Below are 25,883 nucleotides of genomic sequence, written 5' to 3' on the forward strand. Positions count from 1 at the left end.
CCCCTCGGACGCCTGGGCTGCTCAGGCCTTGGCCGCCCCGTTGAGGCCGGCGTCGGGCTTCGCGAGCGGCTTGTCGGCGGGTCCCGGCCGACCGGCCGTGTCCAGGAGCTCGCCCACCTGTCCGGACTGCGCCCCGCCGCCCTGCATCAGCTTCATCAGCAGCGCGGACGCCGTCAGGTTCTGCACGTCCGCGGTCGAGACCGAGCCGAGGACGCGCGTGACGTCCTGGGTGAAGTCGGACGTACCGTCCAGCCAGGGCCGGGCCAGCGCCTGTGCGGTGTCGGAGTGCCGGACGAACGCGTCCACGCCCTTGCCCAGGGAGATCGAGGAGACCAGGCGGTCGAAGAAGACCGAGTCGCCGCCGACGATGTCAATGTCGGCCTTCTCCAGCCCGGCCGCGACCACCATGGCCTGCGCCTCGGCGACCTGCCGCTGCACGTCGAGCCCGGCCAGCCGGATCTCCTTCTCCGCCGCCAGCCGCAGCCGGTACTCCTCGTGCCCGCGCGAGGCCTCGTCCAGCGCGGCCATCGCGGCGGCCTTCTCCGTGAGCCCGGCCGCCTCGGCCTTCAGCTTCTCCCCGATCACCGCCGCATCCGCGATCGCCTGCGCCTTCGTACCCTCGGCTTGTGCCGTCAGCCGTGCCTGGGTGGCCTGCGCCTCCGCGCGGCCGGTCTTCTCGATCGCGTCGGCCTCCTTCTCCCGTACCTGCACCGCCGCCAGTCCGGCTGCCGCCGTCTCGGCCTGGGCGCCCTCGGCGAGCCGCAGTCTGGCGCGGGCGTCGAAGTCGGCGGACTTCAGCCGGGCCTCGGCGAGCGTGAGCTGCTGCGCAGCGTGGTGCCTGGCTGCCGCCTCCGCAGCCTCCGCCGCCTTGATGTCCTTGACCAGGCGCTCCTGGGCCTCGGCCTCCGCGGCGATGACGATCGCCTGCCGGGTGCGCTCGGCCTCCTCGACCATCCGCAGCCTCTTGATGGACTCCTCCTGCTCGGCGACCGTACGGTCCACCGCGATCCGCTCCCGGACCACGTCGGCGACCTCGCGGCGCTCCGCCTCCACCTCCTTGTCCTTGGCGATCGACGAGAGCGCGGTCTCCCGCTCGCGCGCGATGACTTCGAGCATGCGGTCCTTCTCGATCCGCTCGTTCTCGACGGCGATGACCCGCTCGCGGTTCTTCTGGGCGACCGTGATCTCGCGCTCCTGGTTCTCGCGCTGCACCCCGAGGAGCTCCTCGGTCCTGAGGAACGCGCCCTGGGCTCCCAGGCGTTCCTCCTCCTGCACCTTGGCCGTCGCGGCCTCCTCGCGGGCCCGCAGCGTCTCGACCTCGCGCCGCTGCTTGATCTCGGCCTCCGACTGCCGCCGCTCCAGTTCCAGGATCGTCTCCCGGGCATCCACGTTCTGCCGGGTGATCTCCTTCTCCTCCGTACGCTGGAACTCGTTCGTGCGCACGTGTTCGACGGTCGTCAGTTCCGTGATCTTGCGGATGCCCTGGGCGTCGAGGATGTTCGCGGCGTCCAGCTGCGTCATCGGGGTCTGTTCGAGGAAGTCGATGGCGGCGTCGTCGAGGTGGTAGCCGTTCAGGTCCGTGCCGATGACCTGGATGATGCGGTCCCGGAACTCCTCGCGCTTGGTGTAGAGGTCGACGAAGTCGAGCTGCTTGCCGACCGTCTTGAGCGCCTCGGAGAACTTGGCGGCGAAGAAGTCCTGGATGGCCGCCGGGTCGCTCGCCCGGTGCGTGCCGATGGCCTGGGCGACCTTGATGACGTCCTCGACGGTCTTGTTGACCCGGACGAAGAAGCTGATGTGGATGTCGGCGCGGATGTTGTCCTGGCAGATCAGGCCCTCCCGCCCGGTGCGGCGGATCTCGATCGTCTTCACCGATATGTCCATGTACTCGGCCTTGTGCAGCACGGGCAGGACGACCTGCCCGGTGAAGGTCACGTCGACCTTCCGCATCTTCGAGACGATCAGCGCCTTGCCCTGTTCGACCTTGCGGAAGAGCCGGCTGAGGGCGAAGAGCAACACGGCCGCGATGAGCAGGGCAACGGCGATGACCACGCCGATGCCCAGGGAGATGGCATCCATGGTGAAGTCCTTGCGGTGAAGGTGCGGTGACGGCCTGGAACGGAGAGGGTTCAGCCGGTGGTACGGGGGTCGAGCGCCGCGTCGTACGGCGCGGCCCAGAAGAACTCGCCGGGTTCGTCGTACGCGTAGAGCAGCGCGGTGCTGCCGTAGGTCAGCGGCTCGGCGCCGAACTGGCGGACCTGCACAACGGCGGTCGACCCGTCGGCGGCGGTCACCTCGGCCTGCCCGAACACGGCGTCCACCCGGCCGGTGCGGACCACTGCGGTCAGGCCGATGAAGTCCTGGCGCGAGGGCGGCGGGTCGCCGGGCCGGAACACGCGGCGGAGCGGGCGTGCCGAGGGCCTGGTGACGGCGCGGGCGACGAGGACCGCCACCGCGAGCAGGACGACGGCGGTGATGAGCACCGACACGGCAACGCTCAGCCGGACGCCCGGGGGCCCGAGTGCCGACGCTCCCGTGCCGGATTCCCACGCGTCGTGCTCGACGGCGCCGCATTCCGCGAGGATCCAGTACACGATGACCACGGCCGGCGCGAAGGAGAAGGCTCCGGCGGGGAGGCCGCGCGCGGCATCGGCGAACTCGCGCATCCTTGCGACCCCCTTTCGTCCCCGGCCGCTCGTCGGGCCGGGCGCAGGGGGGCCGGTGCCGGGCGCGTTTCCGCCACCCGGCATCGGAACCATCCCCCGTGTTCCCCCACATCCATCCTGCCCAGTGGGCACATCCGTTCACATTGCCGTGACCCTGCAGTCTTTACGGTTTCCTGATGCCGGGTCACGGCTGGATTCCGCGGTCTGCCACTGTTGACGCCCTGCCGTCAAGAAGGCGGTATCAGCCCGTCAAGATCGAGGAGACCCCGTGGCCGGCCGGGACATACCCGAGGACGATGTCGACGCCTATAACCGGATCCTGGCCGAGGTCTGCGTCGGCGGACGCCGGCTCACCCGCGACGAACTGGCCTCGTGCCGCGCCGCGGGGGAACGGGCCGCGGAGGCCGGACAGGGGCTGCGCGCCCTGGTCCGGAGCCACTTGGCCGCGACCCGCGCGGCCTGCGCGGGCCTGCCGCACGCTTCCCTCGACCTGGTCCTCTCCACGGTCGAGCAGGTCGTCGACGCCCTGGCGGAGGGGCACGAGCGGGCTCAGTTGCTGGCCGTGCGCCAGGAGGAGGCGGCCCGCCGCGAGTTCATCGACGATCTGCTCCACGGCCGCAGCGACCCGGGACGCCTCGCCGAGCGGGCCGAGCGGTTCGGCCTGCTGCTCTCGCACGCGTACGCGGTCGCCGTCACCGCCGGACCGCAGGCGTACGACGACGCGCACCCTGCCGTCCGCCGGGTGGAGCGGGCGCTCGTCGGCCGCTTCGGCAGCCGCCGGATCCTGCTCACCACCAAGGACGGACGGCTCGTCTGCGTGGCTCCGGCCGACCAGGAGGACGTCCTCATGTACTTCGCGAAGCAGGCGCACGCCGCTGCGGAGGGCGGCCGGGTCGCCATCGGCCGCCCGCATCCCGGAGCCGGTGGCGTCGTCCACTCGTACGAAGAGGCCCTGAACGCCCTGGACCTCGCCGAACGCATGAACCTCGACCGACCCGTGCTGCGGGCCGCCGACCTCCTGGTCTTCCCCGTACTGACCCGGGACCGGCAGGCCATGGCCGACCTCGTGCGCAGCGTGCTGGGGCCGCTGCGGCAGGCCCGGGGCGGGCCCTCCCTGATGCTCGACACCCTGACCGCGTACTTCGACTCCGGCTGCAACGCCACCGAGGCGGCCAGGCGGCTGAATCTGAGCGTGCGGGCCTTCGCCTACCGCCTGGAGCGCATCCGGCAGCTCACCGGCTCCAGCCCCGTCGACCCGGTGCACCGCTACACGCTCCAGACCGCCGTCATCGGTGCACGGCTGCTCGACTGGCCCGCCAAGGACCTGTGACCGCCGGGAAACGGGCCGGGCGATGTCCGGTCCGCCGGCGAACGTGTCGACCGGATCAACGCACCTGGATCCCGGCGCCGTAGGGTTTGCCGCCGCTGTAACAGGTGGCGGTGCTCGTGGCACCGACCCGGTCCCACGTGGGGTCGTACACGGTGTAGTCCTGCGCGAGGAACCGGTCGCACCGGGTGTAGACACGGAACTCGCCGGTCCCGCCCGTACACGTACCGGCGGCGGTGGTGCTCGACTTGTACCAGGTACGGCAGTCGTAGGCGTCGGCGGCTGCAGGGCTGCCCGCGGCGACCGTCAGGGCGGCGCCGAGGACGATCGAGCTGAGGAGGGAAAGCACGCGTTTCATCGCTGCCCCGATGCAGGAAGGGAGTTGCCCCGGTCTTTGCGCGTGGGGAGCTCCGTGGGGAGCCCCGGCCGCTCCCCACTATCGGGGGCAGGCCCGGTGCGCCACAACCCCGCCTGTCGTCAGCGGCCGTCCGAAGTGAGCGTGGCGGCGGCCGCGAAGAGGCTGGCGCAGCGCTGCGTCATGGCCTCCGGGGTCTGCTCGGGGTGTTTGACCCACCAGCGGACGAGGGTGGCGACCAGGTCCCGCCAGACGTACTTGAGCGCGTCGGCGTCCAGTGGGTCGTCGGATCCGGCCGCGCGCAGCAGTTCGGCGGTCCCGCCCTCGGCGAGCCGGTCGATGGCCGACCGGTACTCCGCTGCCCGGCGCACGGCCTCACCGCCCGGCGGAAGGGAGGTGTCGTACAGCACGAACCACGCCTCCCGCTGCCCTTCCAGGGCGGTGAAGACGGCGTGGAGTACGCGCAGGGGCGTGTGCGGGGCGGTCCCGTCCGGGCCCATCGCGGTACGGACGGCGTCCAGGAGCCGGTCCCCGACGGGGACCAGGCAGGCGATGTACAGGTCCTCTTTCGTGCCGCAGTACTGGTGGAGCAGCGTCTTGGTGACGCCCACGCGTGCGGCGATCGCGGGGAGCGACGCGGCCGCGTAGCCGCGGGTGCCGAACTCCTCCGTGGCGGCGTCCAGCATCTGCTGCCGGCGGTGGTGCCGCGGGACTCCCTTGGTGCCGGCTTTCGAGGACGGGGTTGCCATGCGCAGATATTATCAGTAGGTAATTTACCTACAGGTAAATTCCTCGGACCTCCGGAGCACCTCCATGGCCGACACCACCCCGCAGCCGACGTCCCGCACCCGCTCCTGGTGGGGCTGGGGCTGGACGGACGCACATCCCTCCGACGCCGAATGCGTCGCGATGGGCGCCCTGATCCCGGGCACGCTCAGCCGCCCCCTGCCCGTACCGCGCGTCCGCGACCTGGGCATCGGGAGCCCTGCCGTCGAACCCCCGCCCAGCCTTGCCCACCTGGTCACCGCCGACTCCGCGGACCGCGCCGCCCACGCCATGGGCAAGGCGTACCGCGATGTGGTGCGCGCCCTGCGCGGGCGCCCCGGCCGCATCCCCGATCTCGTCGCCCGCCCGAGGGACGAGCGGGGCGTCGCCGACCTGCTGGACTGGGCCGGCGACCGGCGGGTCGCCGTCGTCCCGTACGGCGGGGGCTCCTCGGTCACCGGGGGCGTGGAGTACCGCGGCGACGCCCACCGCGCGGTGATGTCCCTCGACCTGACCGCCATGGGCCGCGTCCTGGAGGTCGACACCGAGGGCCGGGCCGCCCGCGTCCAGGCCGGGACACTCGGGCCGGGCCTGGAGGATCAGCTGCGGCCCCACGGCCTCACCCTGCGGCACTTCCCGCAGAGCTTCGAGTTCTCCACCCTCGGGGGCTGGCTCGCCACCCGGGCCGGCGGCCACTACGCCACCGGCCGCACGCACATCGACGACTTCGTGCAGTCCCTGCGCGTCGTCACCCCGGCCGGCACGAGCAGCTCGTGGCGGCTGCCCGCGTCCGGGGCCGGCCCCTCGCCCGACCGCCTGTTCCTCGGCTCCGAAGGGGCGCTCGGCGTCATCACCGAGGCATGGGTCCGCCTCCAGGAACGCCCTCGCCACAAGGCGTCCGCCGCAGTCGCCTTCACCGGCTTCCACGATGCGCTCCGCGCGGTGCGCGCCATCGCGCAGTCCGACCTCTCCCCCGCCAACTGCCGTCTACTGGACGCCGGCGAGGCCGCTCTGTCGGGCGCGGCGCAGGACGGCAGCGCCGTGCTGGTCCTGGGGTTCGAGTCAGCGGACGAACCGGTGACCGCCCGGCTGGAACGGGCCGTGGGCCTGGCCCGCGCGCACGGCGGGCGCCGCGGCGCGGCCGTGCGCCCGGACGGGGCCCCGGCCGGCGGCGACGCCGCCGTGAGCGCCTGGCGCTCGGCCTTCCTGCGGATGCCCTACCTCCGCGACGGCCTGGCCAGGATGGGCGCCGTCGCGGAGACCTTCGAGACGGCGGCGACCTGGGACCGGATCCCCGGCCTGATCGACGCGGTGCGGGCCGAGGTCGGCGACGCGGCCCTCAAGGCCACCGGACATCCCGCCACCGTCAACTGCCGCCTGACGCACGTATATCCGGACGGAGCGGCGCCCTACTTCACCGTCCTCGCCGCGGGCCGCCCCGGTGACGAGGACAGCCTGTGGGACGAGCTCAAGGCCGTCGCGGCCGAGGTGCTGCACCGCCACCGGGCCACCATCACCCACCACCACGCCGTCGGCCGGGACCACCGCCCGGCCTACGACCGCCAGCGCCCCGAGCCCTTCGCCCTCGCACTGCGGGCGGCGAAGGGGGCGCTCGATCCGCACGGCATCCTCAACCCCGGTGTACTCGTGGGCTGAAGGGGTCCGGGTCCGGCGGGCGGGTGCCGCCCGCCGGCGCCTCGGGCTCAGTGCAGGTCGGCCGAGGCCGGGGAGCCGTCGAGGAAGCCGCCCGACTGGTGTTGCCACAGCTTCGCGTAGGCGCCCTCGGCGGCGAGCAGTTCCCGGTGCGTGCCCTGCTCGACGATCCGTCCGCGGTCGAGGACGACCAGCCGGTCCATGGTGGCGACCGTGCTCAGCCGGTGCGCCACCACGAGCGCCGTCCGCCCGTCCATGAGCCGCCACAGCGCGTCCTGGACGAGGATCTCGCTCTCGGAGTCCAGGGCGCTGGTCGCCTCGTCGAGCAGCAGGATCGGCGCGTCGCGCAGGATCGCCCGGGCGAGGGCGACGCGCTGGCGCTGCCCGCCGGACAGCTTCACGCCGCGCTCGCCCACCATGGTGTCGAAGCCGTCCGGGAGCGCGTCGGCGAACTCCGTGACGTGCGCCGCCTCTGCCGCGCGGCGGATCTCGGCGTCGGTGGCGTCGGGCCGGGCGAAGGCGATGTTGTCCCGCAGCGTGCGGTGGAACATGGCCGGGTCCTGCGGCACGTACGCGATGAGACTGCGCAGGTCGGCCTGGGACACCTTGCTGATGTCCTGCCCCCCGATCAGGATGCGGCCCCCGTCGATGTCCGTCATCCGCAGCAGCAGCCGGGTGAGCGTGGTCTTGCCGCCGCCCGACCGGCCGACGAGTCCGATCTTCGTCCCGCTGGGCACCGCCAGGTCGAGGCGCTCGAAGAGCGGCTCCGCGCCCGCATGGGCGAAGGTCACGTTCTCGAAGCGCACGTCGGAGGCCGCCCGGGACAGCAGCGGTTCAGGGCGTACCGGGTCGAGCACGGTCGACGGTTTCATCAGCAGTTCCGTGAACTGCGCGGCCTCCGTCAGCGAACTCTCCAGACGGCGGTAGATCTGGTTGAACTCGAACATGATCCGCGTCGCGTTGGCGTAGTAGGTGAAGGCGACGATCACGGTCTCCACACCGTGCTCTCCCGCGCCGAGAGCCAGCGCGAGCAGCAGCCCCAGCGCGTTGGTCAGCACGGACATCGGCGCGACCAGCGTGTCGATGCGCAGATTGCCGTAGTCCCACGAACGCAGCATGAGCCGCCGCGACTCCGCGACACGGGACCGGTGCTCGGCCGCCTCGCGTTCCTCGGCGGCGAACGCCCGGACCGTGTCCATGTTCATCAGGCTGTCCGCGACGTGGCCCGACACCCGGGCGATCGCCTCCTCGCGCCGGGCGACGAGCGCCTGGCGCCGGCGGATCAGCGGCCTGACGCCCACCGCCGTCACGGCGATCATCACCAGGAGCCCGGCCACGAGGAGCGGTTCGTACTGCCACAGCACCACCGATGCGAACACCAGCGGTACGAAGCTGCCCATGACCGAGAACGTCAGCGTGTCGACGAACTCCTCGAAGCGGGAGGCGAAGCTCAGGACCCGCTTGGTCAGCGAACCGGCGAAGTTGTCGTGGAAGAACGCCGCGTCCTTGGCGAGCAGCTCGTCCATGCCGATCACGTACAGGCGCTCCATGCCGCGGGCGTCGAGCCGGTTCAGGCAGTGCAGCCCGATGCGCCACAGCGCCTCCCCGGCCAGCAGGACCCCGGCGAAGCCGAGGACGGCGGGCAGCATCGGACCCGTGCCGCCGGCGCCGCTCCCCTCCGCGGCGATGCGGCCGACGAGCTTCGCGACGAGCAGGGGCGCGATGTAGAAGATGCCGATGTTGCCCAGCGCCGGGAGCAGCATCGCGGGTACGGTCAGCCACCGTAAGCGGGCCAGCTCCCGTCCGTAATAACGAAGTGCGAGGAGCACGGGGCCCGAGCCCGGCGCGCCCTCCCGTGGTTCAGATGATCCCATCCCACACCCAGTGTCGTCGGACCTGAAAGGCCATCCGTCGCAGTGTCGCGCAGGGGCGCCGACACGGTCCAAGCGTTTTCCTCCGCCGATCGGCTTTTGCGCCTCCCGTGCCGCGCACGGGCCGAACGGGGCCGTAGCACGTCAGGAACGGGGCAGGCGCCGGACACGGGGTGCGGTCCGCCAACCGGGCTGCGGCGGGGCCGCGCCCCGCCATCACCCGTTCGGCGGATCGGCAGGCTCACGGAGGCGCCGGCGTTCGCGGCGGTGGACCGCCGGGTTTCGGACGTCCGGGGGCGGGCAGCCGCCCGGCAGTGGATCCGGAGGACGAGGAGGCAGCCATGGACGAGCAGGGCGGCGCCGGAGGCGTACCTCCGCACGACGGGCACGGCTCACCGCGGACCGGGCGGCGCACCCCGCCGCGCCGCGACGAAGAGCGGACGGCCGCTGCGGACACCGACGAGGCCAGCCGCCTCGACCGGCCCGCCGCCGCGCCGGACGCGCGGACGGGGCGCAGGCGCTGGGTGAGCCCGCGCAGCGGCGGAGCCCAGGACGAGGGAGGCACGGGGCGGGAGCGCTGAGCGGGGCATGCGTCCGCGCGCCCAGGCAAGCACGGCCCAGGCAGGCACACCCGGAAACCAAGCCTAGGAAAGCTCGTCCGCGGAACCGCCGTGCGGCCGGACGATGACCACGGGGCAGGCCGCGTGGAGGGCGCACTGCTGGCTCACCGAGCCCAGCAGGAGGCGGGCGAACCCACCCCGTCCCCTGCTGCCCACGACGAGCAGTTCGGCGCCGTCGGACGCACCGAGCAGCACGTCGGCCGGGTTGCCCCGCACCATGTGCTGCTCCAGGGGCACGGGGCTGTCCCGGCCGACGACTCTCCGGATCTCCTCGGCCACGGCCCGTCGTGTCTCCGCCTCGTCGAAATCGGCGTCCACGGCGGGAGCCGGCCACCCCGCCCCGAGGGGCAGGTCGTAGGCGGCGATCGCCTCGACGGCCGCTCCGATCAGCTGCGCGTGGCGTACCGCCCACCGCAGCGCATCGTACGAGTCCGGGGAGCCGTCGACACCCACCACGACGCGTGGGGCGTGTTCACCGTCGCCCATGACCGATCCCTCCTTCGTCGCCGGGGCGGCCCGCCCGCAAGGGGCGAGGGGAAGCGAGCCGCATGCTCCGCTCCCCGGGGGCGTCCGCCCGGCCACCGGTGCGCCTGCCCGTACGCGGGAGCGGCACACCGGACCGCTGCGCCGCCCGGCCCGGTGGCGGCGGGCGATGCGCACCCGGCAGGCAGCGCGCGGTCAGGTTTCGAGGCGGCTGTTGACGCCGTCGTGCCCGTCCGCTGCCTCGTCGTCGAACCAGTAGTCCCCCGCGGCCAGGTACCGGAACGCATGGGTGCTCTTCGCGGGCAGGGCCACCGTGACGGCTCGCATCCCGTCCGGCCGGGCCTCCAGAACGTGCGCACCGGGCGTCCAGTCGTTGAACGAGCCGACCACGCTCACCGGCCCCGGCGGCGCATCAGCCGGCAGGACGAAGGTGACGTCGGTGGCTTTCCTGCGTCGCTGGCGTTCGAGCACGGCACAGCTCCTGTCTGCGGAGACGAACGAAACGAGCCCATCCTCACGCCCCGGCCCGCCCCTGCACACCGCGACGCGGCGGCCGACACCCACACAGCCGCACCGTCACGCCCCGGCCGGAGTCCGCTGACCCGGCCGACTGCACCGAACGGGCCCCGCAGCCGTTTCCCGCGCGTCAGCCGGGGTAGGCGCCGGCCATGAAGGACAAACCGGCCGCACCCGACTTCGAACTCCTGGACGTGGGCCTCCTGACCGGGGAGGACGGTGAAACCGTGATCCACTGCGCGGAGGACCGTGAGGTCATCGAGCTCACGGACGGCACTGTGGTCACTCTGGCGCTCGTGTTCCGGCTGGGCCGGGACACCGACGGGCTGGCGTACACGGAGACGCGGCTCCGGGACGACGGCCTCGCCACCAGCCCCTCGGTGACGCACCTGGGCGGATTCCGGGCCGGCGGACCCTACGAGGTACGGCTGCCGCCCGAGCACCTCCCCTCCGGTCCCGCGGCCTGCTGCACCTACGAGGTCCACGGCGCCTTCACCGACCGCCGCCACCGGACCCTGGCCACGGTGGGCCGCCGCTACCGCATCGCCCACTCCCCCGGCCACGAGGGCCTGCGGGCAGCCTGAAGCCGCCGGGGATCCCTTGGGCTACCGTCGGACCCATGGAGCGGATCCAAGCGGTCCTGATCGACATCGACGGCGTCCTCACCGTCTCCTGGAAGGCCCTGCCCGGAACGGCCCAGGCCATGGAGCGGCTGCGCGCCGCAGGCCTCCGTCTCGCACTGGTCACCAACAACACCTCCCGCACCCGCGCCTCGATCGCCGCACGCCTGGCCGGACTGGGCTTCCCGGTCGGTGCCGCGGACGTCCTGACCGCACCCGCCGCCACGGCCGCGTACCTGCGCGAGCACTGCCCCGGCGCCCGCTGCCTCCTTCTGAACAGCGGCGACGTACGGGACGACCTGCCGGGAGTCACCCTCGTCGACGAGGGCGACGCGGACGTGGTCGTGCTGGGCGGCGCGGGCCCCGAATTCGGCTACGAGGCCCTCAACCGCGTCTTCCGGCAACTGCAGCGCGGGGCCCGACTGGTGTCCATGCACCGCAATCTCTACTGGCGCACCGAGGGCGGCCTCGACCTGGACACCGGGGCCTTCCTCGAAGGGCTCGAAAAGGCCTCTCGCACCGTGGCCGAGGTGACGGGCAAGCCGGCGCCGGCGTTCTTCGCGAGCGCCCTCGTCCACCTCGGGGCCGACGCGTCCGAAACGCTGATGATCGGCGACGACATCGAGTCGGACGTGCTGGCCGCCCAGCGGTCCGGCATCACCGGCGTCCTGGTGAGGACGGGCAAGTACCTCCCCGAGACGCACCGCGCCGCCACCGGGACCCCCGACCACGTCCTCGGCTCGTTCGCCGACCTGCCCGCCCTTCTGGACTCCGGATCCACCGGCGGCCCGGCGCTCGCAAGTGGTGATGCGGAATGAGGCTGTCGTTCCTGGAACCCCTGTACGCGGAGTCCGGCCCGTTCGCCTCGGTGTACCTGGACACCTCGCGGGACGTCGAGCAGCCCGACCGGGCCCTCGCGCTGCGCTGGCGCCGGCTGCGCGAGGACCTGACCCGGCAGGGTGCGGACCGGGCGCTGCTCGGCGTACTGGAGGAGGCCGTCGGCGCGGACGCGGAGGTGCCCGGGATGCACGGGCAGGCGGTCTTCGCGGCCAACGGCTCGCTCGTCCTGGACGGGGAGCTGCCCCAGCCGCCCGCCCGCGACTCGGCCCGCTACAGCACCCTGCCGGATGCGATGCCGCTGGTCGCCCAGCATCTGCCGGAGATCCCCTACCTGGCGGTGGTGGTGCACTACCGCGGGCTGCCGACGGCCGAGACGCACGGGTGGGTGAGGGTGGAGGCCGAGTCCGGCACCTGGCCGGCCTCCACCGTGTCCCCGGGTGAGCGGCTGCACTTCGATGGGGAGGTGGCCTCCTGGCACCGCAATGCCGCCCGGCTGGGCCACCGGCTGGACTCCTGGGCGCGGCGCGCCCACGCCGACGCCGTCGTCGTCGGCGGGGACGAATGGGCGGGCAACGTCCTGGTCCGCCGGCTGCCGCACGCCGTGCGCGGCAAGGTCGTGCGGGTCGGGGGGCACACCCCGACGGACACCGGACGGGCCCTGCTGGAGCCGCAGCTCGCCGGCGTCTTCCGCGGCCGGCTGGCGGAGCACGACCGGGACCTGGTGAACATCTTCATCGGCCGCCGGGCCCTGGGCGGGCCCGCCACGGAAGGGCTGGAGGCCACCGTCGCGGCCCTGCAGCGCGGCCAGGTCCTGGCGCTGCTCCTGAACCATCCGCCCGCCGCATCGCTACGGCTGTGGACCGGCCCGCGGCCCACCGAGCTCGCCCTGGCCGAGGAGGAGCTGGTCTCCTTCGGAGTACGGGCGCCCCGCGAGGAACCCGGCGGCGAGGCGCTGGTGCGGGCCCTTGTCGGCACCTCTGCGGAACTCGTCGTCGTACCGGAGGACGAACTCGGGCTGGACGAGGGGGTCGGGGCGCTGCTGCGGTACGCCGACCACAGCTCCGACCGGGTCTAGAACCGCTGGTAGGTGCCGACGAGGGTGCCCCCCGCCAGCTCCTTGCCCTGCACGGCGGTGTGCACGGCGTCCGCGCCGGGCCGGTCGGGCAGACGGACCGGCTGCGACAGTGCGTACAGGCGGAAGAAGTAGCGGTGCGGCCCGTGCCCCGGTGGCGGCATCGGCCCGCCCCAGCCGGGCTGTCCGAACCCGTTGGGCCAGGACTTCCCGCCGTGCGGCTCCCTGCCTTCCTCCACCCCGCCGGTCCACGGGTCGATGCCCGTGACCAGCCAGTGCAGGAACGTGGCCGTCGGGGCGTCCGGGTCCTCGCACAGGAGCAGCAGCTCCGCCGTGCCCCGGGGCGCGGCCGTCCAGGTCAGGGGCGGTGAGGTGTTCTCCCCCTCACCGGTGTACCGGCGGGGGATCCCGGTGTGGTCGGCGAAGGCTGAACTGGTCAACTGGATTCCGGTCACGGCCGCCGTCCTCCCCGCCCCTGCACGTCCCCGTACCGCTCGGGCCCCGGAATCCACCCGCCCGGCCCAGGCGTACCGCCTCGTGAGGCGGGGCGGGCGGGCGGCGGGGCCGTCCGGCGGGCACGGGCCCGGCGGCCGGTGCACCCTGGAAGGAGGGGGTTGCCCCTGCGCTGCCGTCGCAGCGCCTCCGTCAAGCCTTCCTGAACCCGTTGGGGGACGTCATGGAGCTCGGCTTCCTCAAACCGCTCTTCACCCGGCCGGGGCCTTGGGCCTCGGTGTACGTCGAGACCCCCCGCGCGACCGAGGACGCCCGGCGGGTACGGGCGCTCCGCGAGCGCGCGGTCGCGTCCCGGTTGATCGACGCGGGCGCCGACGCCTACACCGTCCGGGCCGTGGCGAACCGGCTCGCCGGGGAACCCGCCGGCGGGGCGCCGCCGGGCCTGGCACTGTTCGCCGCGGGCGCCGAGGTCGTGCTCGACATCCCGCTCGGGAAGGCTCCGGCGGCCACCGGGGCGACCTGGTCGGTCCTGCCGCACATCGCACCGCTGGCGGATCTGCGGGGCGACGAGCCGAGCTGCCTGGTGGCGTACATCGACCGCACGGGCGCCGATCTGGAGCTGTGCGGCGCCCACGGCCGGGAGGCCATGGGCGTGGCCCTGGGCAGCGAGGCGCCGGGCCGCGGGCATCGCAGCATGCCCGAGGACCGGTACGAGTGGCACTACCGGAACAAGGTCGAGAACGCCTGGAACGAGACGGCCGCCGTCGTCGCGGCGGAACTGGCCCGGCAGTGGCCCGGGAGCGGCGCCGAGCTGGTGGTGCTGACCGGTGATCCCCGTGTGCGCCGGGCCGTCCACGACCGGCTGCCCGAGCGCATGCAGGCGGTGACCGCCGAGATCGACGGCGGCGGCAGGTCGTCCGGTGCGTCGAACGACGCCCTCGACCGCGAGATCGCAAAGGTCCGCGACAGGTTCGTCCGCGAGCGGCTGGAGAACGCCTTGGAGCGCTTCCGCACCGGGCGGGGCCGGCCCGGCGAGCACCGCGAATCCACCGTGGACACCGGACCGGGCGAGGCGGCCGAGGGCATGCCGGCGGTCGTGGACGCCGTACGCACCCACCAGGTGGCCACCCTGCTGCTCGGCTCCGAGGGCTCGGACCCTGCACGCGAGGTGTGGATCGGGCCCGGCGTGGACGAGGTCGCGGTGCAGCGCGGCCAGGCGGAGGCGATGGGCGTCGACAAGCCCGTGCAGGCCCGTGCGGACGACGCCCTGCTGCGGTCCGCGGCAGCGGCTGGCAGCGAGGTCCTCGTCGTACCGGCGGGCATGGCCGGACCGGCGGGCGGCCTGGGTGCGGTGCTGCGCTGGACCGTGTGACGGGTTGTGCTGCGGTGTGGACCGGCTTCTCCTGCCGCGAGGATCTCGCGGCAGGAGAAGCCGAAGGGCACCGTCAGGTGCGGTACGCGTAGTACGTCGCGTTCGGGTAGGACGCGATGATGCTCGCGAGCGACTTCCGGAACGTGTTGGTGGAGTGGTAGGTGAGGTACGGCATTCCTGCGCTGCTGCGGTACGTCACCATCATGGAGTGGTCCTTGGACCCGTCCTTGTTGAAGTCCACCTGCACGATGTCGCCGACGTCCGCCTGGTAGACGTTGGCGAGGTTGGCGGCCCGCTGGTTGGACAGCGTGAACCACGCCCACTCGTTCGCGCCGACCCACGAGTCGCTCTGCTTGCTGCCGTCGTACCACCAGTTGCGGTAGTCCGTCGACGTGCCCGGAACGGGCTTCCAGCCGCCCGCCTTCAGCGCCTGGCTGATGAAGTTGGTGCAGTCGCCCCCGGCTCCGGTGAACTTGCGGTACGCCGGGTTGTAGCTGCTCCAGTACTTCTCCGCGTACTTCGCCATGGCGGAGTAGTCGTACGCGCCGCCGGTCTTCGCCTTGGGCTTCGGCGTGGCGGGGTACTTGGTGGACGCGGGCGTGCCGTCCGGGTACTGGTTGCCGTCGTCCTTGACGACGTTCACCGTGGCGGCCACGGGCTCGTTGACCGCGACGGGACCCTTGTCCTGGGAGGTGATCGAGTTCAGCTCCCAGGCACCCCCCGGCTTGCTGGTGAGCGTCAGCTGGTACTTCGTGCCGATGTCCGTGGTATCCGGCTCGTCCCCCCGGAGCTTCTTGTACGTGAGCGTGGTCTGCTCGGTGACCTGGACGACGGCCTTGCCGCCGGCGACCGTGGCCTTGTCCACGACGACGCGGGTCTTGGCATCCGTGTAGGCCTCGCCGAGCTCCGCCAGCCGCGTCTTGCGGGACCGCAGCGACGCCAGCGAGGCGTCCTCGTCCTTCTTCAGCTTGGCCGACAAGCGCGTCTTCGTGGAGGTCTGACCGGAATTGCGGTGCCCCGCCTGGTCCTCGACCAGTGCCTGCGTACGCTGGGAGAGCACGTCGTTGGCTATACGGGCGAAGGCGTCGGCGGTGGCACGGTCGGCCTCGCGGGGTCCTGGAACCGCGGTCGCGGAGTACGCGAGCATGCTTCCGGACGCCACGACCACGGTCAGGGCCGCAATGGCGACGGGCCTGAACCTCTTAGGTATCACTCTGTTTCCCCTTGTCACCCGGTCCGCACGAACCGGGGGACGGAATCTTCGCACAACTACGCGACTACTTAGTTGCGTTCCGCTTTGTCCACGGCCGCCCCCCGGGAGTCGCCCCGCACGCCGGGCCGCGCGCCTCCGCTTGATCACCGGAGACCGCCGCCGGGCGTCGCCGCAGAATAGCGCCACCCTCACACCGATCACACAGCAAATACATCTAGTGTGTGCGGGAAGCACAGCAAGGGGGCATTCGGAGTGGGCAGGCAGGAGACGGCCGCTGGACGGCAATCGCGGAGCCGACTGGCGGCCTCGCTGGGCAGCGGCAAAGCCCCGTCGGGCCGCCGGGCGAAGCCCGCGGCGCGGCGCGGGCCACGAATAACGGCCGGGCGGCTCGGCGCGCTCGCACCCGCCCTCGAACCGGCCGTGCGCACGGGCCTCGCCGTGGCGCGCAAGCAGCTGCGGCGCATGCGCCCCGAGTTCCCGAGACCGGGCCGCAGCGGCTGGCGCCGGTGGATACCCTCGCGGCGCCAGTGGCTGGGCGCCAGCCTGGCCGCGTTCCTGGGCATGTTGGGCTTCGTCACGATCGCGTACGCGGTAACGGACATACCCGACGACCTCAACTCATTCGCCACGCAACAGGACAATGTCTACTACTGGTCCGACGGCTCCACGATGGCCCGGACGGGCTGGGTCAGCCGCCAGGAGATGCCGCTGGACAAGGTGCCTCCCAAGGTCCAGGGAGCCGTGCTCGCGGCCGAGAACGCGAGCTTCTACTCGGATCCCGGAGTTTCGCCCTCCGGCGTCCTGCGCGCCGTGCGCGCCGCAGTGACGGGCGGCGAGACCCAGGGCGGGTCCACCATCACGCAGCAGTACGTGAAGAACGCCTACCTGAACCAGGACCGCACCCTGTCCCGGAAGTTCACCGAACTCCTGCTGGCCGTCAAGCTGGACAACCGGAAGAGCAAGCAGCAGATCCTGCAGGACTACCTGAACACCAGCTGGTTCGGGCGCGGCACGTACGGCATCCAGCGCGCGTCCCAGGCGTACTACGGCAAGGACGTCTCGCAGCTCAACGCCAGCGAAGGCGCCTTCCTCGCCTCCCTCCTCAAGGGTGCCGGGCTGTTCGACCCCACCCTCAGCAAGGAGAACCACGAGCGGGCCGTCGAGCGCTGGAGCTGGATCCTGGACCGCATGGTCGAGACGGGCCAGCTCTCGCGCGCCGAGCGCGCCACCTACACGAAGTTCCCCGAGCCGTCCAGCGCGTCCCTCGTCGGCATCCCCGGCGCGCAGACCGGCTATCTGGTCGAGATGGCCAAGGCGTACACGGTCAAGGCCGGCCACCTCAAGGAGTCCGATTTCGACCTCGGCGGCTACCAGATCTACACGACCTTCGACCGGGCCCGCATGACCTCCCTGACCGCCGCCGTCCAGGAGGCGCAGAAGGACTTCGATGCCGAGCGGCGCCCGGACACCGACAAGCACGCGAAGATCGGCGCGGCGAGCGTCGCCCCCGACGGGCGGCTGCTCGCCGTGTACGGCGGCCCCGACTACCTGAAGCAGGGCTTCAACGAGTCGAACGCGACGACGATCCCGGTCGGCACGGCGTTCACGCCGATCGTCTACGCCGCCGCGCTCGACGAAGGGGTGACGCGCACGCGCGGCAAGGCCCGTACGCCCGTCTCCCCCTCCTCCCCCTACGACGGCAACGACCAGGTGACCGTGCAGACGCCCGAGGGCCCGTACTGGGACCGCAGCGGCAAGGTACTGAAGGGGCGCAACGACGGAGGCCGCAACTGGGGGCAGGTGACCTTGCGCCAGGCCGTGGCCGACTCCGTCAACACCCCCATGCTCCAGCTCGGCCTCGATGTCGGCCTCGACCGGGTGGAGTCGTTCGCCCAGCGCACGGGGCTGCTCGAATCGAGCCTCGGGCCGCGGGTACCCGGATTCGCTCTCGGGGAGAACTCGACGCCCAGCGCGATCCGGATGGCCGGCGCCTACCAGACCTTCGCCGCCGACGGCATGCACACCGACCTCTACTCGGTGCGCTCGGCCACCCGCAACGGCAGCGCGGTGCAGCTCGACGCGCCGAAGGCGACCCGGGCCGTGACGGCGAAGACCGCCGCCGCGGTGACGGACGCCCTGCAGGACGCGGTGACCGAGGGGTCGGCGAAGGCGGTGGGCAAGGCACACCCCGGCGCGGCAGGCAAAACCGGAAACACCGCCGCAAATACGGCGGGCTGGTTCGTAGGCAGCACCGATCAGGAGTCCATGGCCGTGGTGGTCTACCGGATGTCGCTGACCGACCTGGTTCCGCTGCCGCTGACCGGGCTCGGGGGCGACGCCCCGGGCACGCCGGGCAGCGACCGGGCGGTACGCCTGTGGTCCGACTACATCAAGGCCGTGAAGTAGAGCGAACAGCAAACGGCCCGGCGGCCTCGGGCCGCCGGGCCGGCCGGGCCGCTACTTGATCAGATCGGTCCAGTCCGGCGCCTGCGCCGGGTCGAGCGTGCGCAGCTGGGCCAGGACCTTCGGGTCCTGGACGTCGAGCCAGTCCGACAGCTCCTTGAAGGACACGCAGCGGACCTCCTGGCGCGGGCAGACGTCCTTCATGACGTCCTCGACGGCCTTCATGTAGATGCCGCCGTTCCAGTCCTCGAAGTGGTTGCCGATGAACATGGGCGCCCGGCTGCCGTTGTAGACGCGGTTGAAGCCGTTCATGTACGAGGCCCTGACCTGCGCCTGCCACGCCGCGAACTTCGCTGGGTCGCCCTGGGTGCTGTCGCCCGACTGGTTGAAGAGGAAGTTGAAGTCCATGGAGAGGACCTGCACCTCCTTGCCCTGCAGCGGCACGAGCTGGAGGGGGAAGTTCCATATGCCGTCCAGCTTGGACGGCCACAGCTGGAAGTCGCCCGAGGAGCTCGCGTCGTAGCGCCAGCCGTACGGCTTGATCGCGGTCAGGAGGTTCTTCTGGCCCTCCAGACAGGGCGCGCGCCCGCCGACCACTTCCCGGTCCGGGTCGAAGGGCAGGGGCGCTTCCTTGGTGAAGCCGGTGTTGGTCTTCCAGTTCTTGACGAACGAGTACGTCTGGTCGATCTCGCTCTTCCATTCGGCGGGGCTCCAGTCCCCGCCGCCCGTGGACCCGCAGAAGTGCCCGTTGAAGTGCGAACCGATCTCGTCGCCGTCGGCCCAGGCGCCCCGCAGCTGCCCCAGGGTGGACTTCACGTGCGGGACGGTCGGGTACGAGATGGCGGCCGAACCCTGGGGGTGCTGCGGCGGCCGGTAGAGCATCTTCTTGTTGTCCGGCAGCAGGTAGATGCCCGTGAGGAAGAAGGTCATGTGGGCCTTGTTCTCCTTGGCCACCTGACGGAAGTGCGAGAAGAGGTGGTCGTCGCCCTCCAGGGCGCCGTCCCAGGAGAACACCACGAACTGCGGCGGCTTCTCGCCGGGCTTGAGCTTCTCGGGCTTGAGCTGTCCCGGCTGCGGCCCGGTGTACGAGGTGGAGCCGTCTCCCAGTACCTTGACCTTGCCGTCCCAGGCTTCCTCCGGACCCTTCGCGGCGGCGGCCGCGCCGGCGGCACCGCCCGAGGCCCCGAGCTTCGCATCGCCGCGGGCGGCGTCGGAGGAGCCGCCCAGCGTGAAGGCGTACGCGGTGGCTGCGGCCCCGCCCACGGCGATCACCGCCATGCCCATGCCCATGCGGCGGCGGTTGCGCGACTTCCTGCGCGCGTTGCGGGTGCTCCGGGACTCCGTCCTGGCGTCCGGAACGATGTCGGTATCGGCCATCGCAGTCGTCCCCCTGATCACCGCAGCCCGGCCGCGCGTGGATGGTTCGTACGAATATAGAACTTGTCGGCACTCATCCCACACCCCGCCCCCCTGAAGCACCTCGCTTCACAGGAAACTCACAGCCCTCCGGAGCCGCCCGGTGACGGCATGGGCAGTGCACACACCTCCCGGGCCCAGGTGTGGCGACGCGCTACATGCGCGGCTGACCTGGGCGTTTCCATGAAGTGGCGATACGGCCTGCGGCTTCGGCCTTGAAGCGTGGAAGTCAGCAACGGATTGAGACGCGCCGGCCGGGAATGGCGGATAACAGCCGGGCTCCACTGCACCAAGAAATTCCCGGAAGGCGACGACCGTCACCGGGCACCATGCTGAGCACCGGCTCGTCAGGCGCAGTGGACGGTCACCTGGCCGCTGCCGCCGTTGCTGGAGAAGCCGATCGTGAACCGGCCGTTCGCGGGCTGCTGCTCGGCCCGACCGCCCAGCGTGATCACCTGCTGGGCATCGGCGGCGAGGGTCCCGCCGCCCTTGCTGACGGTGACCCCGGGCGGCAGCTGGCCGACCGACCAGTCCAGATCGCCACCCCCGCTGTTACGGACCACCAGGGTGTTCGGCCACCCGCCGTTCGCGCAGTACTCCTGGACGCTGGTCGGACGCAGCGACAGCACCGGCGCGGCGGCCGGAGCAGGCGTGCTCGACTGCCTCGGCTGCGCCGGTTGCGTCGTACGGACCGGCGGGGCGCTGCTGCCGCTGCGGGCGGGCGGGGTGGAGGCGGCGGGTGTCGCCGAGTCCGCCTCCGTGGCCGGGGCGCTCCCGCTGGGAACGGGTGCCGGGCTGCCGGAGGAAGCCGCAGGGGCAGGGGCGCCGGGCACGCCGGCGGACGCGGAACCGGTGGGCGTCGCCGCCGCCTGCGGCACGGTGGTGGCCGCGTCATGGCCCAGCTGCCGGCCCGCGAACGCCCCACCCGCGGCAACCACCAGGACGCCGCCGATGATCAGCGCCATGGTCTTCATCTTCGTCTTGGCACGCTTCTGGCGCGCCTTCTTGTCCGGGTGCCCGGTGCGCCCACCCTGGACGATGATGCCGTCGCCGACCGCCCGGGGGTCGTCCTGCTTCGGACCGATCGCCCGCGCCGAGTCGTGGGAGCCGGAAGCCCTGCGTCCGCCCTGGACGATGATGCCGTCCTGGACCGGGGTCGGGTCGGTGAAGCCTCCTTCGGCGCCCGGCGTGGTGCCGTGGGACATGCTCGACGCGTGCTGGTCGCCGATACGGTCCGTCGCGGGCGAGTCCGTGCCCTCCGCGTGCGCGTGTGCCGCTTCGCCGTTCTCCGGACGAGGCACGTCCGGCTCAGCTCTGCCGTTGCTCATGGCGCGAAATCCCCCTGTGGTCACATGACGGGCGGCCCTGACAGGTCTCCCTGCCACGGACACGGCCCGTGACAAAGAGGCTGTTCATACTCAGCCACTCTTCGGCCACGCGGTCCAGCCCGGTGACGTGACGACAACGTCCCGCTCTCGTACCGGAATGTGCGGATACCGGAGAACGCCCCGGGCCCGGCGTCGGCGCGCGGTCCTGCGCAGCGGCCGTCTGCCGACCGGCGTCGACCGGGCATCAGCCGCCGGTCAGCTGCCGGATGGCCTTGAGGACCTGGCCCGCGCCGTCCTCGGTCTCCATGTGCTGCGCGGCTCTCGTGGCTGCTCGTGTGTATGCCTGTCGGTTCACGACGTGGTCGAGCGCGTCGGCGAGCCCGTCAACGGTGAGGGATCGGAAGGGAATCGGGGCGGTGGCGGCTCCGAGGGCGGCGAGTCGGCCGGCCCAGAACGGCTGGTCCGCGGTCACCGGCACGGTGACCGCCGGGACTCCGGCGCGCAACGCGGCGGCCGAGGTGCCGGCCCCGGCGTGGTGGACCACCGCGGCCAGCCGCGGGAACAGCAGGGCGTGCGGTATGTCCCCGATGGTGAGGACGTCGTCAGCGTCGGCCGCGAGCCCGGCACTGCCGCCCTGGAGTATGCCGCGCAGCCCGGCGCGACGCAGGGCTCGTACGGCGATCCCGCTCAGGCGTTCCCCTTGGCCGGCCGCCATGCTCCCGAAGCCGATGAGGACGGGCCGGGGTCCGGCGCGGAGGAAGTCCTCCAGGTCCGCGGACAGCCGTTCGGCCGCGTCGAGGTGGGGCCACCAGGTGCCCACGACCTGCAGACCGGAACGCCAGTCGCCGGGGCGTGGCACGAGTGCCGTGCTGAAGCCGTACAGGGTGGGCCAGTTCGCCTGTTCCTGCCGTCGGCGCATCTCGGAGGGAGAAGCCGGGGGCAGCCGGAGCCGGTGGCGCAGCTCTGCGACCGCCGGCTCGAAGATCCGGTCGGTCATGCGGAGGGCGAAGCGTCCGCTTGCACGGTTGGCGAGGCGGCCCAGTGATCGGGAGCCGGTGACGACGGGCGGGAAGTCGCCGGTCGGTGCGGTGGGTTGAAGGTACACGCCGAGGCTCGGTGTGCCCGTGGCTTCGGCGATGTGCCAGCCGAGCGGGGCCGTGGTGGCCGACAGCAGGAGCAGATCCGTGCCGTCGCCCATCGCGTCGGCGAACCCCTGGCCCAGTTCGGTGACGAACGCCGCCGCGGTGCGCATCAGCTCACGTCTGCCCGTACCGCCGCCGCGCATCCGCGTGTCGGCGGGGAGGCTGCGGAATTCCAGTCCGGCGTTGCGTACCAGGGGCGCGAACGCGTCCGTGGTGGCGAGGGCGACGTCGTAGCCGGCCCTGCGCAGTCCGGCGCCCAGGCCCGTATAGGGTGCGACGTCGCCGCGCGATCCGGCCGCGGCGATCAGGATCTTCATCGGTGCTCCTCGGAGTGGGTGCGGCCGCCTGCGTGGCGGGCCGCGTCGGCGTGGACGGACCTGCACATGTAGGCGGCGAGGCCGGGGCGTTGTTGTGACGGAGGTACGACCAGGGCGAAGGCGCGCGGGTCGGCGCAGAAGTCGTCCGCGATGCGCCGGTGCATGTCGGGCGGGCAGGAGGTGAACCAGCGTGAGATGTGCAGGCGGTGCTCCTCGGCGAGGTCCATGGCCCGTCGGCCGTCACTCGGCTCGCCCTCGTCGAAGGCCGCGAGGAGCTCCCCGCGCCAGACGGCGGCTTCGCCCATGAGCTGCCGCCAGTCCTCCTTGGTGTGGGCGGCTGCGCGCGCCATCGCCTCGTGCTGTCCCTCCGAGTGCGCCCACTTCACCTCCGCCTGTGCGGCGTAGCTCAGGTCGAAGGTGATCTCGCCGAAGACCTCGAAGCGTTCCTGAGGAGTCAGGGACACCCCGGTCTGCTGGACCTCGATGGCCCGTTCCGCCGCCTCGGCCAGCTGTTGGAGCCTTGCGATCTCCTCACTCAACTGCCGCTGACGGGAGCGCAGATGCTCCACGGCGTTCGCTTGCGGATCCTTGAGGATGGCGGCGATCTCATCGAGGGGGAAGCCGAGCTCACGGTAGAAGAGGATCTGCTGGAGACGAGCCAGGTCGGTGTCGCTGTAGAGCCGGTAGCCGGCGGGGCTGCGGCCGCTGGGTGAGAGCAGCCCCGCCTTGTCGTAGTGGTGCAGCGTACGCACCGTCACCTCGGCGAAGGCCGAGACCTGGCCCACGGAATAGCTCATCCACCTGCCCTTTCGTCGGTATACAGCCTCAAGCCTGACGTAAGGGGAGGGTCAACGGTGGTCCAGCTCGGACGGCACATTGGTGCGGCTGGCGTCCTGGGATGCGGTGAAACCGTCTTTCGCGGGGTGGACCTCATGCCAGGCGTCCTTGTAGCCGCCGCCCGTGAACGAGCCGTGGGGACCGGTCGCATCCACCGGCAGGGAGTTCAAGTCACCGACCGCGGCGACGGGGTACGGCGACTGCGCCGGCGCGGCGTACAGCTCCTGCCCCTGGGCCGTAGCGGGTGCTGCGGCTCCGGGCCGGACAGCGGTCGGGCGGTGGACCGCCGGCGAGCGCCGTCACTTCGTGGCACTGCGTGCTCGCCGCCGGCGTCGAGCCGCTCGTCGTCGAGGCCCCGATTCATGCCACGTGCGGATGAGGAGGGTCGCTGCCGAGCCGGCGAACAGGGCAGCGGTGATCAGCAGCCAGCGCCCCAGGAAAACATCGGCCGGGAGCCCGGTGGCAGCGGTGTAGTGGCCGACCCGGCGCAGGATCAGCGGCCACCAGACCAGCAGCAGAAGCCCCGAGACGAAGGCCGGAACCCGTACGTGGTTGACGCTCGGCCTCGGCGACCTCTCGCCCGCTCCCGCCCTCCCTCGGAACAACAGCTGCACGGCCCGGTCGGTGACCGAGTACAGGGGGAGGAGCACGAGGTCGTGGAGGAGCGCCGCGCCCACGAACCACAGCGCCACGCCCACGCTGTCTCCCTTGAGCAGGCGCACGCCCGCGTAGGCGGCGAGGGCGAAGGAGGCGAGCACGAGGAGCAGGTGCAGCGGGGAGGCTCCGTAGCTCCGACGGAAGGCGGTCGTGCCGCTCATGCCGGCTCCCCGAAGGAGAGGCGGGTGACCCACTTGGTGTTGTGGACGCCGGGAGCGCCGGGGACGATCACGCGGGCCGGGTAGCCGTGATCCTCGGACAGGACCGCACCGTTGACGCGAACGGCCAGGAGCGAGCGAACATCGCGTACCTGGTTGTCCCTCAGGACGACCGAGCTGAACGACCCTCCCCGCTGCACCGATTCCACCAGTGCCTGCGGGGTGTCCGTGCCCTGTCCGACGAGGGCTGCCAGATCGGTGAGCCGTACGCCGCTCCACAGCTGGTCGGGGGTTGACCAGCCCTCCACGCAGGCAATGGGCAGGGCCGCTTCGTGCTGTTCCATGGCCAGCAGTTCCTCCCGGGTGAGGATGACCTGACGGCCCGGCCCCCGTACGGTCAGCCGCCAGGCGGGGCCGATGTCGCCGGGCCGGATGCCGACGGATGCCGCGGTCTTGTTGATCTGGAAGCCGTTGGGCCCGGAACCGGGATCCTGGCCGTGCGGGGCGAGCAGCGCGGTCCGGCGCCACCACCCGCCCACGCTCTGCCCGGCCGTCACCACGAGCAGGGCCAGGGACCCCAGGCCAACCATGCCCAGGGCACCCCGGCGGGAGATGGTCGGGAGCGCCGGACGAGGCGAGACCAGCCCGGCCGCCTCCTCCGTACCGGCCTGCGGCTGCACCGGTCCGGCCCGCACCGCGCGGACCGCTCGCGGCAGACGCGATGCCACGTGCACCACGAAGGCGCCGATGAACACCCATGCCCCGTAGAAGTGCAGGACGTAGAAGGAGCCCGGGAAGATGTAGTGCAGCTGCACGTTGAGGATGCCGGTGACGAACTCGACGCCGGCGCCGCCCACCAGCAGGAGCAGGGACAGGCGCTCCAGGCCGTGGCTGACCGACCGCACGGGCGGCCACTCGAACAGCTTGGGGATGACCGACCACAGTTTCGCCAGCAGCACCGGTACGAGGACGACGCCCAGGACCACGTGCACGCCCTGGGTCAGCCGGTAGAGCCAGTACGGCGAGGTCGGCCAGGAGAAGAGGTAGAAGCCGAGCCACCCCTTGTCGGGCGTCTGGTCGTTGACCGGAGCCAGGTCCGGGTTGTACGCCGCGTACGACAGCAGGCCCGTCACGAACAGCACCGTGATCCCGACCAGCAGGACGAGCCCGAACACGGCCGTCAGCCACGGCCCCCGCAACGGGCTGCGCCAGAACTCCGGACGCGTCGGCCCCGGCGGCGGCCCCGACGCGACGACGGAACCCACGGCAGCCGGCAAGCGCCTCAGAGGAGCCGGCCGTTTCGGAGGCTCCGCCGGCCGCCGGGGTGTGGACTCGGGCTGATCACGCCCGCCATCGCTCGCCTCCATCGGGACACCTCCGCACACTCGCCGATCGTCGGGGAGAACATCCCTCACCAGAGGCCGGACCCGGTCCGTGACACGCCCGCCCGAGACCACTCGGCGGCCTCCCGTTACCGAGCCGGCCGGAGCAGCAGGCCCTGCGGCCGCACCGACGAGGACCGGCGATGGCCGTCGTCATGATGATCACGATGGTGGGGACCACCGGAGACGTGTACGCCATCGGCGAGATCACCGGGCGAGACGTGGACGGCGAAAACCACCGGCCGGGCGCTGCGCGCCGACGGCGTCGCAACCCTGCTCGGCGGGGTGTTCAACGGCCCCGTCCCCGGAGCGGCGCGGAGGGAGCGGGAGCCCCGGTGCTAGATTGTCCGGCGGCCCGGTCCCCGGGCCCCGGACGAGACGCGCCGTACCCGGTCATGCACGACGACGCGCCAGGCG

General features: G+C 72.1%; 24 protein-coding genes and 1 riboswitch. Of the genes, 8 read left to right on the forward strand and 16 right to left on the reverse strand.

Annotation, left to right across the window (positions count from 1 at the left end):
• Positions 1-21: 21 nt before the first annotated feature.
• Both ABTY04_RS09755 and ABTY04_RS09760 read right to left on the reverse strand, forming a co-directional pair.
• On the reverse strand, positions 22-2,079 hold the full coding sequence (locus tag ABTY04_RS09755) for a flotillin family protein (protein ID WP_352212811.1): 2,058 nt from the start codon (positions 2,077-2,079) through the stop codon (positions 22-24).
• Between the two features lie 50 nt (positions 2,080-2,129).
• Complete coding sequence (locus ABTY04_RS09760; protein ID WP_352212812.1) at positions 2,130-2,666, reverse strand: hypothetical protein; 537 nt, start codon at positions 2,664-2,666, stop codon at positions 2,130-2,132.
• 268 nt (positions 2,667-2,934) lie between these two features.
• Between ABTY04_RS09760 and ABTY04_RS09765 the strand changes: the two genes are divergently transcribed.
• Complete coding sequence (locus ABTY04_RS09765; protein WP_352212813.1) at positions 2,935-3,996, forward strand: PucR family transcriptional regulator; 1,062 nt, start codon at positions 2,935-2,937, stop codon at positions 3,994-3,996.
• Between the two features lie 55 nt (positions 3,997-4,051).
• Here ABTY04_RS09765 and ABTY04_RS09770 read toward each other — a convergent pair whose 3' ends face one another.
• Positions 4,052-4,351 (reverse strand): hypothetical protein, encoded by a 300-nt coding sequence (locus tag ABTY04_RS09770; RefSeq protein ID WP_352212814.1) that lies wholly within the window; start codon positions 4,349-4,351, stop codon positions 4,052-4,054.
• A gap of 119 nt (positions 4,352-4,470) precedes the next feature.
• Positions 4,471-5,097, reverse strand: coding sequence for a TetR/AcrR family transcriptional regulator (locus ABTY04_RS09775; protein ID WP_352212815.1), 627 nt, complete (start codon positions 5,095-5,097; stop codon positions 4,471-4,473).
• Positions 5,098-5,161: 64 nt separating this feature from the next.
• Here ABTY04_RS09775 and ABTY04_RS09780 point away from each other — a divergent pair, with 64 nt between their 5' ends.
• On the forward strand, positions 5,162-6,769 hold the full coding sequence (locus tag ABTY04_RS09780; protein WP_352212816.1) for an FAD-binding oxidoreductase: 1,608 nt from the start codon (positions 5,162-5,164) through the stop codon (positions 6,767-6,769).
• A 47-nt stretch (positions 6,770-6,816) separates the two neighbouring features.
• Here ABTY04_RS09780 and ABTY04_RS09785 read toward each other — a convergent pair whose 3' ends face one another.
• On the reverse strand, positions 6,817-8,640 hold the full coding sequence (locus ABTY04_RS09785) for an ABC transporter ATP-binding protein (protein WP_352212817.1): 1,824 nt from the start codon (positions 8,638-8,640) through the stop codon (positions 6,817-6,819).
• Positions 8,641-8,978: 338 nt separating this feature from the next.
• Here ABTY04_RS09785 and ABTY04_RS09790 point away from each other — a divergent pair, with 338 nt between their 5' ends.
• A complete protein-coding gene (locus tag ABTY04_RS09790) occupies positions 8,979-9,218 on the forward strand; it encodes a hypothetical protein (protein WP_352212818.1) in 240 nt (79 codons plus the stop codon).
• Positions 9,219-9,281: 63 nt separating this feature from the next.
• On the opposite strand, the gene ABTY04_RS09795 is transcribed toward ABTY04_RS09790, so the two are convergent.
• Entirely contained in the window at positions 9,282-9,743 is a 462-nt protein-coding gene (locus tag ABTY04_RS09795) for a universal stress protein (protein WP_352212819.1), read from the reverse strand.
• Between the two features lie 192 nt (positions 9,744-9,935).
• Positions 9,936-10,211 (reverse strand): isoamylase early set domain-containing protein, encoded by a 276-nt coding sequence (locus tag ABTY04_RS09800; RefSeq protein ID WP_352212820.1) that lies wholly within the window; start codon positions 10,209-10,211, stop codon positions 9,936-9,938.
• Between the two features lie 197 nt (positions 10,212-10,408).
• Here ABTY04_RS09800 and ABTY04_RS09805 point away from each other — a divergent pair, with 197 nt between their 5' ends.
• The 3 genes from ABTY04_RS09805 to ABTY04_RS09815 are packed head-to-tail and all read left to right on the forward strand — an operon-like array spanning position 10,409 to position 12,791.
• Positions 10,409-10,840 carry a hypothetical protein gene (locus tag ABTY04_RS09805; RefSeq protein WP_352212821.1) on the forward strand — a complete coding sequence of 144 codons (432 nt, stop codon included), beginning with the start codon at positions 10,409-10,411 and terminating at the stop codon, positions 10,838-10,840.
• 35 nt (positions 10,841-10,875) lie between these two features.
• Entirely contained in the window at positions 10,876-11,694 is an 819-nt protein-coding gene (locus tag ABTY04_RS09810; protein WP_352212822.1) for an HAD-IIA family hydrolase, read from the forward strand.
• Positions 11,691-12,791: a baeRF2 domain-containing protein gene (locus ABTY04_RS09815; RefSeq protein ID WP_352212823.1), complete on the forward strand. Its 1,101-nt coding sequence runs from the start codon at positions 11,691-11,693 to the stop codon at positions 12,789-12,791. The genes ABTY04_RS09810 and ABTY04_RS09815 overlap by 4 nt, the downstream gene beginning before the upstream one ends.
• Here ABTY04_RS09815 and ABTY04_RS09820 read toward each other — a convergent pair.
• Positions 12,788-13,243: a YbhB/YbcL family Raf kinase inhibitor-like protein gene (locus tag ABTY04_RS09820; protein WP_352212824.1), complete on the reverse strand. Its 456-nt coding sequence runs from the start codon at positions 13,241-13,243 to the stop codon at positions 12,788-12,790. The two genes, ABTY04_RS09815 and ABTY04_RS09820, sit on opposite strands and share 4 nt — an antisense overlap.
• Before the next feature lie 221 nt (positions 13,244-13,464).
• Here ABTY04_RS09820 and ABTY04_RS09825 point away from each other — a divergent pair, with 221 nt between their 5' ends.
• A complete protein-coding gene (locus ABTY04_RS09825) occupies positions 13,465-14,613 on the forward strand; it encodes a baeRF2 domain-containing protein (RefSeq protein WP_352212825.1) in 1,149 nt (382 codons plus the stop codon).
• Between the two features lie 73 nt (positions 14,614-14,686).
• Here ABTY04_RS09825 and ABTY04_RS09830 read toward each other — a convergent pair whose 3' ends face one another.
• A complete protein-coding gene (locus ABTY04_RS09830) occupies positions 14,687-15,826 on the reverse strand; it encodes an amidase domain-containing protein (protein ID WP_352212826.1) in 1,140 nt (379 codons plus the stop codon).
• Positions 15,827-16,288: 462 nt separating this feature from the next.
• Between ABTY04_RS09830 and ABTY04_RS09835 the strand changes: the two genes are divergently transcribed.
• Positions 16,289-18,232: a transglycosylase domain-containing protein gene (locus ABTY04_RS09835; RefSeq protein WP_502996603.1), complete on the forward strand. Its 1,944-nt coding sequence runs from the start codon at positions 16,289-16,291 to the stop codon at positions 18,230-18,232.
• Positions 18,233-18,283: 51 nt separating this feature from the next.
• Here the strand turns inward: ABTY04_RS09835 and ABTY04_RS09840 are convergent, their stop codons facing one another.
• The 7 genes from ABTY04_RS09840 to ABTY04_RS09870 form a co-directional block, all read right to left on the reverse strand.
• A complete protein-coding gene (locus tag ABTY04_RS09840) occupies positions 18,284-19,519 on the reverse strand; it encodes a polysaccharide deacetylase family protein (protein ID WP_352212870.1) in 1,236 nt (411 codons plus the stop codon).
• 473 nt (positions 19,520-19,992) lie between these two features.
• Entirely contained in the window at positions 19,993-20,973 is a 981-nt protein-coding gene (locus tag ABTY04_RS09845) for a hypothetical protein (RefSeq protein WP_352212827.1), read from the reverse strand.
• Between the two features lie 244 nt (positions 20,974-21,217).
• The gene (locus ABTY04_RS09850; RefSeq protein ID WP_352212828.1) at positions 21,218-22,432 is read right to left on the reverse strand and encodes a glycosyltransferase; all 1,215 of its coding nucleotides are present in this window, start codon (positions 22,430-22,432) and stop codon (positions 21,218-21,220) included.
• On the reverse strand, positions 22,429-23,229 hold the full coding sequence (locus ABTY04_RS09855; protein WP_352212829.1) for a MerR family transcriptional regulator: 801 nt from the start codon (positions 23,227-23,229) through the stop codon (positions 22,429-22,431). Before ABTY04_RS09855 ends, ABTY04_RS09850 begins: the two co-directional genes overlap by 4 nt.
• Before the next feature lie 51 nt (positions 23,230-23,280).
• Positions 23,281-23,439 carry a hypothetical protein gene (locus tag ABTY04_RS09860; RefSeq protein ID WP_352212830.1) on the reverse strand — a complete coding sequence of 53 codons (159 nt, stop codon included), beginning with the start codon at positions 23,437-23,439 and terminating at the stop codon, positions 23,281-23,283.
• A 129-nt stretch (positions 23,440-23,568) separates the two neighbouring features.
• Positions 23,569-24,087, reverse strand: a complete 519-nt coding sequence (locus ABTY04_RS09865; protein WP_352212831.1) for a hypothetical protein — start codon at positions 24,085-24,087, stop codon at positions 23,569-23,571.
• Positions 24,084-25,361 carry a molybdopterin-dependent oxidoreductase gene (locus tag ABTY04_RS09870; protein ID WP_502996598.1) on the reverse strand — a complete coding sequence of 426 codons (1,278 nt, stop codon included), beginning with the start codon at positions 25,359-25,361 and terminating at the stop codon, positions 24,084-24,086. The genes ABTY04_RS09865 and ABTY04_RS09870 overlap by 4 nt, the downstream gene beginning before the upstream one ends.
• Positions 25,362-25,815: 454 nt before the next feature.
• Positions 25,816-25,878, forward strand: a riboswitch (guanidine-III (ykkC-III) riboswitch).
• The last annotated feature ends 5 nt before the right edge of the window (positions 25,879-25,883 follow it).

The sequence above is a fragment of the Streptomyces sp. NPDC097981 genome, assembly GCF_040302565.1.
Taxonomy (GTDB): Bacteria; Actinomycetota; Actinomycetes; order Streptomycetales; family Streptomycetaceae; genus Streptomyces.